This window comes from Falsirhodobacter xinxiangensis, from assembly GCF_004959935.1.
GTDB classification, from domain to species: Bacteria; Pseudomonadota; Alphaproteobacteria; order Rhodobacterales; family Rhodobacteraceae; genus Falsirhodobacter; species Falsirhodobacter xinxiangensis.
In genome coordinates, this window is the sequence record NZ_SMYN01000001.1 from 74,754 (window position 1) to 87,765 (window position 13,012).

The 13,012-nt window shown below is 63.6% G+C and carries 14 protein-coding genes; 5 read left to right on the plus strand and 9 right to left on the minus strand.

Annotated elements, in window-relative coordinates; all coding sequences use genetic code 11:
• Window positions 1-5 precede the first annotated feature (5 nt).
• A complete protein-coding gene (gene ppk2 / locus E2K76_RS00410) occupies window positions 6-869 on the plus strand; it encodes a polyphosphate kinase 2 (protein ID WP_136682216.1) in 864 nt (287 codons plus the stop codon).
• Window positions 862-1,464: a TetR/AcrR family transcriptional regulator gene (locus E2K76_RS00415; RefSeq protein WP_136682219.1), complete on the plus strand. Its 603-nt coding sequence runs from the start codon at window positions 862-864 to the stop codon at window positions 1,462-1,464. The genes ppk2 and E2K76_RS00415 overlap by 8 nt, the downstream gene beginning before the upstream one ends.
• On the opposite strand, the gene E2K76_RS00420 is transcribed toward E2K76_RS00415, so the two are convergent.
• From E2K76_RS00420 to E2K76_RS00435, 4 genes are all read right to left on the minus strand, one after another.
• The gene (locus E2K76_RS00420) at window positions 1,461-2,537 is read right to left on the minus strand and encodes an ABC transporter ATP-binding protein (protein ID WP_136682222.1); all 1,077 of its coding nucleotides are present in this window, start codon (window positions 2,535-2,537) and stop codon (window positions 1,461-1,463) included. The genes E2K76_RS00415 and E2K76_RS00420 overlap by 4 nt on opposite strands.
• A gap of 29 nt (window positions 2,538-2,566) precedes the next feature.
• Window positions 2,567-3,373 carry an ABC transporter permease gene (locus E2K76_RS00425; protein ID WP_136682225.1) on the minus strand — a complete coding sequence of 269 codons (807 nt, stop codon included), beginning with the start codon at window positions 3,371-3,373 and terminating at the stop codon, window positions 2,567-2,569.
• The gene (locus E2K76_RS00430) at window positions 3,370-4,248 is read right to left on the minus strand and encodes an ABC transporter permease (RefSeq protein ID WP_136682228.1); all 879 of its coding nucleotides are present in this window, start codon (window positions 4,246-4,248) and stop codon (window positions 3,370-3,372) included. Before E2K76_RS00430 ends, E2K76_RS00425 begins: the two co-directional genes overlap by 4 nt.
• An 87-nt stretch (window positions 4,249-4,335) precedes the next feature.
• Window positions 4,336-5,736: an aminotransferase class I/II-fold pyridoxal phosphate-dependent enzyme gene (locus tag E2K76_RS00435; protein ID WP_136682230.1), complete on the minus strand. Its 1,401-nt coding sequence runs from the start codon at window positions 5,734-5,736 to the stop codon at window positions 4,336-4,338.
• An 85-nt stretch (window positions 5,737-5,821) separates the two neighbouring features.
• Here E2K76_RS00435 and E2K76_RS00440 point away from each other — a divergent pair, with 85 nt between their 5' ends.
• Window positions 5,822-6,031, plus strand: coding sequence for a DUF1127 domain-containing protein (locus E2K76_RS00440; protein ID WP_136682614.1), 210 nt, complete (start codon window positions 5,822-5,824; stop codon window positions 6,029-6,031).
• A 121-nt stretch (window positions 6,032-6,152) separates the two neighbouring features.
• Here E2K76_RS00440 and rpsI read toward each other — a convergent pair whose 3' ends face one another.
• The 3 genes from rpsI to E2K76_RS00455 all read right to left on the minus strand — a co-directional run bounded on the left by rpsI (window position 6,153) and on the right by E2K76_RS00455 (window position 8,025).
• The gene (rpsI, locus tag E2K76_RS00445; RefSeq protein ID WP_136682233.1) at window positions 6,153-6,635 is read right to left on the minus strand and encodes a 30S ribosomal protein S9; all 483 of its coding nucleotides are present in this window, start codon (window positions 6,633-6,635) and stop codon (window positions 6,153-6,155) included.
• A gap of 2 nt (window positions 6,636-6,637) precedes the next feature.
• Window positions 6,638-7,102 (minus strand): 50S ribosomal protein L13, encoded by a 465-nt coding sequence (gene rplM / locus E2K76_RS00450; RefSeq protein ID WP_136682237.1) that lies wholly within the window; start codon window positions 7,100-7,102, stop codon window positions 6,638-6,640.
• 149 nt (window positions 7,103-7,251) lie between these two features.
• Entirely contained in the window at window positions 7,252-8,025 is a 774-nt protein-coding gene (locus E2K76_RS00455; RefSeq protein ID WP_136682240.1) for an SseB family protein, read from the minus strand.
• Window positions 8,026-8,186: 161 nt separating this feature from the next.
• On the opposite strand from E2K76_RS00455, the gene E2K76_RS00460 reads away from it, so the two are divergent.
• Window positions 8,187-8,846, plus strand: a complete 660-nt coding sequence (locus E2K76_RS00460) for an ABC transporter ATP-binding protein (protein WP_136682243.1) — start codon at window positions 8,187-8,189, stop codon at window positions 8,844-8,846.
• Window positions 8,824-10,374, plus strand: a complete 1,551-nt coding sequence (locus E2K76_RS00465) for a capsule biosynthesis protein (RefSeq protein ID WP_136682247.1) — start codon at window positions 8,824-8,826, stop codon at window positions 10,372-10,374. The genes E2K76_RS00460 and E2K76_RS00465 overlap by 23 nt, the downstream gene beginning before the upstream one ends.
• On the opposite strand, the gene E2K76_RS00470 is transcribed toward E2K76_RS00465, so the two are convergent.
• Complete coding sequence (locus E2K76_RS00470) at window positions 10,371-11,426, minus strand: hypothetical protein (RefSeq protein ID WP_136682249.1); 1,056 nt, start codon at window positions 11,424-11,426, stop codon at window positions 10,371-10,373. The two genes, E2K76_RS00465 and E2K76_RS00470, sit on opposite strands and share 4 nt — an antisense overlap.
• Window positions 11,426-12,868 carry an oligosaccharide flippase family protein gene (locus tag E2K76_RS00475; protein WP_136682252.1) on the minus strand — a complete coding sequence of 481 codons (1,443 nt, stop codon included), beginning with the start codon at window positions 12,866-12,868 and terminating at the stop codon, window positions 11,426-11,428. Before E2K76_RS00475 ends, E2K76_RS00470 begins: the two co-directional genes overlap by 1 nt.
• Window positions 12,869-13,012 lie beyond the last annotated feature (144 nt).

A 13,012-nucleotide genomic window follows, 5' to 3' on the forward strand; every position in this document is an offset into this window, starting at 1 on the left:
CGCTCATGGACCTGCCTTTCAGCGGCGCTATCACGAAATACCTTGAGGGCGGGGCCCCGAAAGACATCCGCCGTGCGATCGAAAAAGCAGGCAAGGATGACATCCTCGATCCCAGCTATCCTTATGACGAGGAGATGAAGCGCAAGGATTACGAGGCGCGGATGGACCTGCTGCAACGCCAGCTTGTCCGCATGATCGCGCAGCTTCGCGCATCGAAACAGCGACTGGTCGTGGTGTTCGAGGGGCGCGACGCCGCCGGCAAGGGCGGCACCATCGCCGCCATGCGCGAGAACCTGAACCCTCGCGCCGCCGGGGTCGTCGCGCTCTCCGCGCCTTCGGACCGCGAGGCGACGCAATGGTATTTCCAACGCTACGTCGATTGGCTGCCCGCGGGCGGCGAGATGGTGATGTTCGACCGCAGTTGGTATAACCGCGGCGTGGTCGAAAAGGTCTTCGGCTTCTGCACAGACACGCAGCGCGAACGCTTCTTCCGCCAGCTTCCGGAATTCGAACATCTGCTGGTGGACGAGGGCATCACGCTGGTAAAACTGTGGCTGGACGTGGGCCGCGCCGAGCAGCTTCGCCGTTTCATCGCGCGCGAGAACGACCCGCTGAAACAGTGGAAGCTGAGCCAGGTCGATATCGAGGGGCTGCGCAAATGGGACGACTATACCGCTGCCATCGACGAGACGCTGGCCCGCAGCCACACCGCTTTCGCGCCGTGGACCGTCATCCGGTCGGATGACAAGAAGCGTGCGCGGCTGGCCGCGATCCAGACCGTGCTGCGCGCCGTCGATTTCGACAAGGACGAAGACGCCATCGGCACGCCCGATCCCCTGATCTGCGGCGGCCCTGAAATCCGTGCCTAGACAGGGATACCACCACGGCAATCTGCGGCAGGCACTGGTCGATGCCGCCCTTGGGCTGATCGCGGAAAAGGGGCCGCAGGGCTTCACCCTGTCCGAGGCCGCCAAGGCCGCCGAAGTCACGCCCGCCGCCGTCTATCGCCATTTCGCAGGCCGCGACGAATTGCTGGTCGAGGTGGCGCGGCAGGGCTACGACATCTTCGGCGCGCTGATGGAATATGTCTTCGACGATGGCAAGCCTTCGGCGCTGGCGGCATTCGAATCCGTCGGTCGCGCCTATCTGGCCTTTGCCCGAAAATATCCCGGCCATTACAAGGCAATGTTCGAGAGTGGCCTGCCCCATGCCGATGTCGCAATCGCGGCGCGGAAATGCAACGAAGTGCTGGAGAACGCCGCCGCCCGCCTGTCGGAACATATTCCGCCCGAGAAGCGTCCGCCCGCCGCGATGTTCTCGGCCCATATCTGGGCGATGAGCCATGGCGTGGTGGAGCTGTTCACCCGTGGCGGCGCGCGATCTCCCTTCCCGCCCGAGGATTTGCTGGAAGCCGGGATCGGGATATATTTGCGCGGTCTGGGCCTGTTGCCGCCCGACGCTTAGCGGAACAGGACCAGCGCGCCCGGGCTCCACGCGATGCGGGTGCGCGCACCACGGTCCAGCACGGGCCGCCCGAAGACGTTGCGCATCGACAGGCGCACCATCTTCTGCGTCCCGTCTATCTTCACGTCGTAATAGGTCATGTCGCCGTAATAGACGACCTCCTCGATCACGGCACCGACCTCGCGATCCGTCGCCTGCTGGCCTTCATGCAGGATGGTCAGCGTTTCGGGGCGGAAACCGATGCTGGCCGATTTCCCCGGCGCTTCGCTTGCCGCCTGTTTCGGATCGACATGGATGCGCCCGAAGCCCTGCGCCTCCACCTCGATCGAGCCTGCGGTTTCGGAAATAACCTCGGCGGGCAGGAAGTTCATCGTGCCGATGAAATCCGCGACGCGGCGGCTGTTGGGGCGGCGATAAAGGGTTTCGGCATCCGAAAGCTGCGCGATTTCACCCTCGAACATCACGGCGATGCGGTCGGACATGACCAGCGCCTCCTCCTGATCGTGGGTGACCAGAATGAACGTGATGCCGACCTGCCGTTGCAGCTTGATAAGCTCCACCTGCATCTGCTCGCGCATCTTCTTGTCCAGCGCCGAAAGCGGCTCGTCCAGCAGCAGCACCTTGGGCTTCAGGATCAGCGCGCGGGCCAGCGCAACCCGCTGCCGCTGCCCGCCCGAAAGGGCATGGGCCGCACGGGCGCCGTATCCCTTCAGCCCGACCATCTCCAACGCCTCGGCCACGCGGGCATCAAGGTCGGCCTTCGCCAGCCGCTGCTTGCGCAACCCGAAACCGACGTTCTGCGCCACGGTCAGGTGGGGAAAGATCGCATAGCTCTGAAACACCATGTTGGTCGGGCGCTTGTTCGGCGGGATGTCGGTCGCATCCTTGCCGTCGATCAGCACCACCCCTTCGGATATCCCCTCAAACCCCGCGATGGTGCGCAGAAGGGTCGTCTTGCCGCAGCCCGACGGGCCCAGAAGCGAAAAGAACTCGCCCGCGCGGATGGTCGCGCTGATGCCGCGCAGCGCGTGGTAATCGCCATACCATTTATGGACATCCTTAAACTCGATCATCGTCTGACCGGAAGCGGCGGGTTTGGGGATCACAGGAAACCTCCGGTATCCTTGCCGCCGGATTTCGCGATGCCGCGACGGCGGAAGTATTCAGCGATGGACAAAAGCAGGATCGACAGCGCCACGAGGATCGTGCCCAGCGCCATGATGACCGGGACCGATTGCGGAAAGCGGAACTGCGAGAAGATGTAGACCGGCAGCGTGACCTGCGTGCCGCCAAGGAAGAAGGCGATGATGAACTCGTCCAGCGAAATGGTGAAGGAGATCAGCAGCGACGAGATGATCCCCGGCATCACCAGCGGCAGGATGACAAGGCGGAAGGCCGAGACAGGCGTCTCGCCCAGGTCATAGGCGGCTTCCTCCAGTGACCGGTCGAGGCTCTGGAACGCCGAGCTCAGGATCGCGATCGTGAAGGGCGTCGTCATCAGCACGTGGCCAAGGATGACCGTGAAGATCGACAGCGGCACCCCGATTCCCAAAAGCACCACCAGCAGCGACACCGCCACGATGATCTCTGGCAGGACCAGCGGCAGCATGATCAGCCCCATGATCCCGGCCTTGCCGGGGAATTTGTAGCGGGTCGAGGCGCGCGCCGCAAAGATGCCGAGCGCGGTCGCGATCACGGCGGTCGAGATGGCGATGATCATCGAATTCTTCAGCGCCGGCCAAAGCCCCGGTGCCACCCACATCTCCGAGAACCACTTGGTCGTGAACCCGTTCAGCGGGAAAGCGATGACCGTCGCGTCGTTGAAGGCGAACATCGGCAGCAGCACGATAGGCGCGTAAAGAAAGACCAGATAGGCCAGCGCATAGAGCTTGAACCAGCCGCCCTTCATTTCGGTGCCCTCAGGTAACGGCGGGTCAGGCCAAGGAAGATCAGGCTGATGATGGCGACGATGCCCATGGCCGATACCGCGATGGCCGATCCCAGCGGATAATTGTCGAGCCGCAGATATTGCAGCTGGATCAGGTTGGCGACCATCCGCCCTTCCGGCCCGCCGACAAGCTGGGGCGTTACGTAATCGCCGATGGTCGGGATGAAGACGATCAGCACCGATGCGACGACGCCCGGCATCGCCAATGGCAGTGTCACGCGGCAAAAGGTGGCGAATTTCGTCTCGCCCAGATCCTGCCCGGCTTCCAGAAGCGAGCGGTCGATCTTCTCCAGCGCGACGAAGATCGGCAGGATCGCAAAGGGCGCATAGGCATGTGCCAGCGTGATGACGACCGAATTCGTGTTGTAAAGCAGGAAGGTCAGCGGCTCGTCGATGATCCCAAGGCTGAGCAGCCCGGAATTGACCACGCCGTTATAGCCGAGGATCACCTTCCACAGGAAGACGCGGATCAGATAGCTGGTCCAGAATGGGATGGTAATCAGGAACAGCCACAAGGATTTCCGCGACGGATCGACGTGGAAGCTCACGAAATACGCGACCGGGAATGCCAGCAGCACCGTCGCCGCGGTCACCAGAACCGATACCAGAAGCGAGCGGAGCATCACGGTGCGGTAAAGCGGATTTACCCAAGTTTCCCAGTAGTTTGCGAGCGTGAACTCACGTATCACCTCAAGATAGCCATCAGTGAAGAAACTATAGAGGATGATGGTCGCGAGCGGTGCCGCCAACAGCACGAGCGCATAGATGGCCGGCGGGCTGACAAGAAGCAGGCCGCTTGACGCTTCGGTTCCGGCGCCGCGGGCGCTTCGCTTCATACAGGTATTCCCGGTCAGACGTGTCGGCGGGATTCTGCATAGCGGCGGCAACCGCGACAAGAGTTTTTTCGCGATTTTTCCAGACTGTTACACGGCAATCTCGGCGGGGGGCGACAGTAACAGGCGCCGGAGCCGCGCAAGGCCCGCATCGAAATGATCGCGCGGGATGCCGCCCGCGATCGCCAGACGCACCGCGTTGGGCGATCGGCCATGCACCAGCGCATACTCGTCCGCCGATCGGACCATCACGCCTTCCGCCTCGGCCATGCGGGTGAAGGTGGAGGCCCGCCACCCCGAGGGCAGCCGCAGCCACACGAACGGCAGACCCGGCTGCCAGACCAGATCCTGCCCCTCCAGCGCCGCGACGATCACCCCCAAGCGTTCTGCAAACTCGGCCTGCACCGACCGGCGAAGCTCCTCTGCCGCCCCCGAGGTCAGCAGATCGAGGCTCAACTCCGCCACCGGGCGCGCAAGAGCGAAACTGATATGCTGCGCCGTCAGCCGCCCCGCGTTCCCCATCCCCTGCGGGCAGATCACATAGCCGAACCGCAGCGCCGCCGAGACGGATTTCGACATGCTGCCGACATACCATGTCCGCTCCGGCGCATGGGCGCGGATGGCGGCATAGCTGCTTTCGGCAACGGAATAGCAGTCATCCTCGATCACCTGCAGGTCATAGGCCCGAGCGATCAGCGCAATTTCGGACCGGCGGGATTCGGGCATCCGGGCGGCGGTCGGGTTCTGCGCTTCGGTCGTCGTGCACAGCACCTGCGGGCCGTGGCGGCGGCAGGCTGCCTCCAGCGCATCGGGACGCAGGCCGTGCTGGTCGAGCTCGACCCCCACCACCTCGGCCCGCGCCAGTCGCGCTGCGTGACGGAACCCCGGATAGGCCAGATCCTCGGCCAGAACCACCGGGCGTTCACCACGCAGGCAGCAGGACAGGATCAGGTTGATCGCCGCCTGCCCGCCATTCGTCAGCGTCACGTCATCCACCGACACAGGCCCCAGCAGGCGGTCCGACACCCAGCCAAGGATTGCGGCACGCAACGGCTCCTCGGCCCTCTGGCTGGGGTAATCCACATAATCGTCGCCCACGGCATCCGCCATCCGATGCATCGCCGCCTTGAGCACCGCCGCCTGCCCCACACGCGGAAGCGAGGGAGATCGCAGATCCACCACATTCGCCGATATGCCGCCGCTGTCCACATACAATGGCTGGGTCGGCCCGAATTGTGGCGATCGGGCCGTCACGAATGTGCCCCTGCCCACCGTTGCCGAAAGCAGCCCTTCCTGCGTTGCGATCTGATAGGCGCGTGACACGGTTCCCGGCGTGACCTGAAGCCTCCATGCCAATTCGCGCACTGTCGGCAGTTGCGCACCGGGCATCAAAACACCCTCGCGAACTGCATCCCTAAGCGCCCGGGACACGGCTTGATATTTCGGCCCGGCATATTGTGACAGGTCGGGCGTCCATATTGTATCAGTCACAATGAATCTCTGGCTGGATGAAGCGGAACAATCTACATTGATCTTATCGAATAATGTGGATTGTATCAATACAGAAGGTTCTACCATGATCGCCCTCACGCAGACCAAGACCGTGCAGCCCTTGCCGCCGTTCGCGCGCGTGGCATTCGTCGTGGCTGAAACCGTTCTGTCCTGGGAAATCCGCAGGCACACGCGGCGCAAGCTCAAGCATCTGGATGCGTATTTGCTTCGCGACATCGGGCTGAGCGCACATGACGCGCAGGTCGAGATCGACAAACCCTTCTGGCAAGGCTGAGGCCGACGCCAAAACGCTCCCCCACTGGCCGGGCATCTGCCCGGTCTTTTTTTTGCCCAGACGAAGCGTAATAAAAAAAGGCCCGCACGAAGCGGGCCCTTTTCCGAAACTGCTCCGAAGATCAGCGCTTCGAGAACTGGAAGCTGCGGCGAGCTTTCGCTTTACCGTATTTCTTACGTTCCACGACGCGGCTGTCGCGGGTCAGGAAGCCGGCGGCTTTCAGGGCACCACGAAGCGCGGGATCGTAGAGTTGCAGCGCCTTGGACACACCGTGCTTCACGGCACCGGCTTGACCCGACAGACCGCCGCCCGCAACGGTGGCGACCACGTCGAACTGGCCTTCCACGTTGGCGATGGTGAACGGCTGGCGCAGGATCATCTGCAGAACCGGACGCGCGAAGTATTCCGTCATGGTCTTGCCGTTGACGGTGACCTTGCCCGAACCCGGCTTGATCCAGACGCGGGCGACCGCGTCCTTACGCTTGCCGGTGGCATAGGCGCGACCCTGTGCGTCGCGCACGGGTTCACGCTTCAGCGCGACTTCTTCGCCCGCGGGGGTCGAAACGGCCGATTTCAGATCGTCGAGGGATTTGATGTCAGCCATGATCAGGCGCTCCGGGTGTTTTTCGGGTTCAGCGACGCGACGTCGAGAACGGTCGGCTGCTGAGCCTCGTGCGGGTGCTCGGCACCGGCATAGACGCGCAGGTTCGTCATCTGCTGACGGCCCAGCGAGTTGCGGGTGATCATGCGCTCGACCGCTTTGGTCACGACGCGCTCGGGGTGGGCGCCGTCAAGAACCTGCGCCGCAGTGCGGAACTTGATCCCGCCCGGGTGGCCGGTGTGCCAGTAGTAGCGTTTGTCGGCGCGCTTGTTGCCCGTCATCTGCACCTTGTCGGCGTTGATGATGATCACGTTGTCGCCCATGTCCATGTGCGGCGTGAAGGTCGGCTTGTTCTTGCCGCGCAGGATGTTGGCGACGATCGTGGCGAGGCGGCCCAGAACGATGCCTTCGGCGTCGATCAGGATCCACTTCTTCTCGATATCCGCCGGAGTAGCGGTGAAGGTTTTCATCTCTGAACCCTATGAGGTTAGTGGGCGGGGAATCCCCGCGAATTCGGATTGAGGGTGTATCGTTCAGATGACACGCGCCGTCAAGCGCACGCACCCACATAAAGAAAAGCAAAAACAGTGCTTTACAAGAAAGGTATTTGAATACCCCACTACCGCAGCTTCGGCGGGGCGTCCGGATCGGCTCCGGGCGCCTTGATTTCGCGGATCACCGGCGCCGCAGGCTCCGGCAGGTCCAACCGCAGGCCGACCTTGGCGATCATCCGCGCGGCGGGGCCGTCGGGCAGGCAGACGACGTCCATCTCTCCCGCCTCGATCCCCGAGAATGTCAGCGCCTCGGCGGCGGACCGGGCCAGTGCATCCTCGGCACCGTCCTTGGCGCCGATGAAAGCCAGCACATGTCCGCGCCGCCCGCCGACATAGGCGACCCCCGCCAGCAGCGCGTGCGATGCAAGCCCCGCCGCCCCCGCCAGCTTGCCCCCCAGGGCCGACAGCAACCGCTGCGGCACCTGCGGCGCGTGGAAGCTTTCGGGCTGCGCCTCCATCTCCTCGGGCACATGTTCCAGCGTTCCCGCAAGCCAGTCCACCGCCTCGGGCGGCAGCAGCATCGCGCTGTCCGCCCCAAGGTTCACGCCAAGGCCCACGCCCTGCCCCGCAAGCTGCGCCGCAATCACCCGGCCCGGCAGCGCCGCATAGTCCGTGACCCCGCCCGAAAACGCCGACAGCTTCTCCTCGGAATCGAAGGCCAGCACGAAGGGGCCATCCTCCAGCGGGAACAGGCGCGGCGTGACGTTGCCGTCCTTCGCCTCGGCTTCGGTCAGCAGGACCAGCTCGTCATCGGCCAGCCTTGCGTAATAGCCAAGGCGCGCGGCGTCGTCCTCCGGGTCGGCGATCATCGCAGCATAGGCACGGTCAAGCGGGGTCATCTGGGCACTCCTTCAGGCGGTGTCGTTATGCCACAAATGCTTCGGCACAAGCAAACAGCCGCCGTTCTGATTTGCCAGCAACCTTTGGTTGTCCTAGTCTCGATCTGCTGACGGAGCCTTAACCTGTCATCCGCTAAGGATACATCGGACGGGAGTGACGGATGATAGAGTTCGAAAATGTCAGCAAGTCTTTCTGGACCGGAAAGCAGCGCAAGGTGATCCTCGATCGCGCCTCGTTCCGGGTCGAGATCGGCAATTCCCTTGGCATCCTTGCACCCAATGGCACAGGCAAGACCACGATCATCAACATGATGGCCGGACTGGAGAAACCGGACGAAGGAACCGTGCGCCGCACATCGCGCATCTCCTTTCCGCTGGGCTTCATGGGCGGGATCGTCAACCGCCACACGGCCAAGGAAAACTCGCGCTACATCGCGCGGCTTTACGGCCTCGACCCCGACTATATCGAGGCGTTCTGCCGCTGGCTGACCTCCATCGACGAATATTTCGACATGCCGGTCGGCACCTACTCCGCCGGCATGCGATCGCGCTTCAGCTTTTCGCTGATGCTGGCGCTGGAATTCGACATCTATCTCATCGACGAAGGGATGCCCGCGACGACGGACCCCGAGTTCAATCGCAAGGCGGGCTCCATCCTGCGCGACCGGCTGCAGAATTCGACGCTGGTCATCGTCTCGCATCAGGCAAGCACGCTGGAAAAATTCTGCCGCTCGGCAGCGGTGCTGCGCAACGGGCAGCTTTACATGTTCGACACCCTTGAGGAGGCGAAGCGCCTTTATGACTATGAAGCTCACAGCTAAGCGCTTCAACATCCGCAAACAGGACCGTCAGCCGCCCGAGGGCCCGGAATCGCTGTTCGACACGCCCGAGGACGGACTGGATTTCGCCGCGACGAAACCGACGGGCGGCGTCACGCCCGAGGAGCTGGCCGCCGTCACCGCCGAAGGGCTGACGGACCGCCAGCTTCGCATGGCGCGGCGCATGGCTTCGAAACAAGGCATCCAGGCCAGTTCGGATCTGGAGGCGGTGATCCTTTTGCGCCGCACGGGGATCGACCCGTTCCAGCGCAACAGCGTCGTAGGTCTGGTGCAAAAGCCCGAGGAGCCAGAGAAGAAGGCGCAGCTGCCCCAGACGATCAAGCCGCTGCGGGTGCCGTCCACGCAGGTCCGGGCCGAGACCAGCCACCTGACCGACCTGATCCGCATTCAGCGCGACATCGCCCGCCGCCGCCGCCGCGCGCTTTTGATGCTGGCCGCGCGACTGGCCTTCTTCGTGCTGCTGCCGACGATCGTGGCGGGCTGGTATTTCTATCGCGTGGCGACCCCGCTTTATTCGTCGAAATCCGAATTCGTCATCCAGCAGGCCGAGAACCCCGTGGTCGGCGGCCTTGGTGGAATGCTGCGCGGAACGGCGATGGCGACATCGCAGGATTCGATGTCGGTGCAGGGGTATCTTCAATCGCGCGACGCGATGGAGCGGCTGGACCGCGACCTCGGCTTCCGAGCGCATTTCAGCGACGCGCATATCGACGATCTGCAACGCCTCGCACCCGACGCCACGTTCGAGACGGCCTACAAGACCTACAAGCGCAACGTGAACATCTCCTACGATCCGACCGAAGGGATCGTGAAGATGGAGGTGAAGGCCACCGACCCCACAACCGCCGTCGCCTTTTCGGATTCGCTCATCTCCTATGCCGAGGAGCAGGTGGACGAACTGACCCAGCGGATGCGCGAGGATCAGATGGCCGGGGCGCAGGAAGGCTACAACCTGGCCGAACAGAAGATGCTGGAGGCGCAGGAGCGCGTCGTCCAACTGCAAGAGCAGTATCGCGTCCTGTCATCCGAGGTGGAGGTGACGCTCATCACCACCCAGATCAGCACGCTCGAGACTGAACTCCTGCAGGACCGCCTTTCGCTTCAGCAGATGGAGGCGAACCCCACCCCGAACATCGCCCGGATGGAGCCGCTGAAGGCCCGCATCTCGCGCCTGAACGAGGAGATTGCAAGCCTGCGCGCAAGGCTGACCCAAAGCACCGAAGACAACATGTCGCTGGCGCAGGTGCAAAGCCGGCTGCTGATGGCGCAGGGCGATGTGGAAACGCGGCAGATGATGCTGGCCGAATCGCTCCAGTCGATGGAGACGGCGCGGATGGAGGTCAGCCGCCAGACGCGCTATCTGTCGCTGTCGGTCCGCCCGCTTGCCGCGGACGAACCGGCCTATCCCCGCGCGTTCGAGAATACGCTGGTCGCCATGCTGATCTTTGCAGGCATCTACCTGATGATCTCGATGACGGTTGCGATCCTGCGCGAACAGGTCTCGTCCTAGCGCATGATGCCGATGGTCCGCAGACGGCGCATCACCGCCGTCTCGCGGTGCAGCCTGCCGGTCACGGCCAGCACCTTGCGGACGGCACGGCGCACATGGTGGCCGGTCATCGTCGGCGCGGCGATGCTGGCACCCCCGACCGCGATCCAGCGCGCCTCCTCGCCCGGCCATGCGGGCGAAAATTCGGCCAGCGCATCCAGCCAGCGCGTCAGCACCGTCTCGGAATAGTCGCGCTCGCCCTTCGGCATCGCCTCGGGGCGTTCGATCATCGGGTTGGTATTGATCTCGAACAACTGCGGGCGGCCTTCGACCACGGCATAATCGGCACGGCCATAGGTTATCCCCGCCGCATCGAAGGCGTGGAGCATGATGTCGTGATCCTCGTTCCCGGCAAGAAACTGCATCTCGCGCTCGTGGGTATCCACCTTGTTGGTGTCGTCCACATTGCCCTTGCAGATCCAGTTGCTGCTGGCGTCCAGCGCCGAGGGGAACAGCCGGTCGCCGATGCGGAAATAGGACCGCTTCTCGTGCCAGCCATCCTTGTTGCGGGCGTTGACATATTCCGTCACCGCCAGCGCCTCGCGCGGGATGCCGCGTTTCAGCAGCGCGGCGATCGCCTCCTCCATTGCGGCGGCGGTGGGCAGCAGCGCAGTCATCGGCCCTTCGTGATCGTCCAGCCGCCGCAGGAAGACCGGGAAGCTCAGATCATGCGGAAGGTTGGTCGCGGCCAGCACGCGGAAACGGTTGATCTCCGGCTGGTAAAGACGGCGCATCACCTCCAGCCGGCCAAGGCAGGGGCTTGGCGGGTTCAGCACCCGCATCCCCGGCATCGCATCGCGCAGCAGCTTCAGCCGCGCTTGGGCCGCCGCAAGCACGTCGCGCCCCTGCCGCTCCAGATCGACGAAGACGTAATCTGACACGGGCAGCTTCGGCATCCGCAGGAATTCCTGGAACGTCAGGATGATGATACCGCCGTGGCGCGCGTGGCTTCGCGTCTCAAGCACGGTGGTGATGGTGTAATGATGGTCGCCCGACATCACAAAGGTAATCATCAGCTTCTTCCCCCGGAAAACATCGCAATACGCAGCCGGTCGAAACAATCCCGGCAAAAGGCCAGAAGCAGCAGCGGATACAGCAGCATCCCCGTTGCGATCATGGCAAGCAGCAGCTCGATGCCGCCTTGGGGGTTCTCCCCCAGAAAGATCCAGTGCAGACCCGACGCCATCAGCACCGTCGCGGCCCAGATCCGAAGCATGCGGATCATGGCATCGCCCGCGGCGTGACGGGCCAGCGGCAGCAAAAGCACCACCGCCAAGGCGGCCGAAACACCCTCGGCTACCAAAAGCGAGGTCGCAACCGCGCCGGGCGCACCCGCTGCCGCCCCGAACTCGATCCACAGCACCATCGCGGCCAGCCCCAAAAGGCTGCCCCACAGCCCGTATTCAGGCCGCCCGAGTGCCGAATATCCCGAATAGAAATACCGGAACGGCACCGACACCGCCGCCATCAGGCACAGAATACGCGCCATCGGCACAGCCTCGTCCCAGCCCGATCCGACCAGCAACGGCAGAAGGATCGGCGCGCAGACGGCAAGGCCAAGGAATGCCGGAACCGAAAAGGCCGCGACATTCACGACCACACCCGCCGTCGCCGCGCCCAGCTTTGCCGGATCGCCCTGCATCCGCATCAGCATCGCAAAGGCAATATTGTGCCCCACGCTGCCGATGGCCGCACGCAGCGGATCGACCATCCGCATCGCGATGTTCAGCTGCCCCAATACGGCAGTCCCGAAATGCGCATTCACAAGGAAGGTCAGCACCGCAGGCGTGGCATAATCCACGCCGACATCGGCAAGGTTTATCCATGAAAAGCGGAAAAGCTCGTCCAGCCGTGCGCGATTCCAACGCGGGCGGACCAGCACCTGCCGCCGGTGCCACGCCGCCAGCGCCATCGCCAGCAGCGGGAACAACACGATCGGCAGCATACGTTGCAGGATCAGCGCAAGGATGCCCTGCCCCTGAACCGCGAACCAGACCGCCACCACGCATCCGACGACCGTGCTGACCGATTGGCAGATCGCAAGATCCACGAACCGTTCATGCCGCCGCGCCAATGCGCGCGCGATGGTTCCCGGCCCCTGCCCCACAAGGAACAGCGTCGCCACCGGCAGCCAGAAGGCCACGGCGCCGATCCCGGCCAGATAGGCCAGCAGCGGGCCGCTGGCAAAGGCGATGCCCACCGCCCCGACCGCCAGGAGCAGCGAGACGAAAAGCGTCGTTTCAAGATGCGCGGTCGAAAGGCGGCGGCGCTGGGCCAGCGCCTCCTCGAACGGCAGGCCCACAAGGGCGCCGATCACCCCCACCACGCTCAGCACGAGGATGGCGAGCCCGAAATCCTCGGGCGAAAGAAGCCGCGCGATGATCACCGTGCTGCCCATCTGCGCGGCAAGACGCAGGGCAACATCGATGGCGGACGCGCCGATCGACAGTCTCATGTCCAGAAGACCCGCATGTGCGGAAGGCGGACATAATCCGCCCGGTGCAGGGAACCCATTACAAAACTCCGGCGACAGCCTGAAAAACTAAATACACGAACCTACGCGCCGATTCGTAACCCAGCCGCGACGCATCTTCAAGGA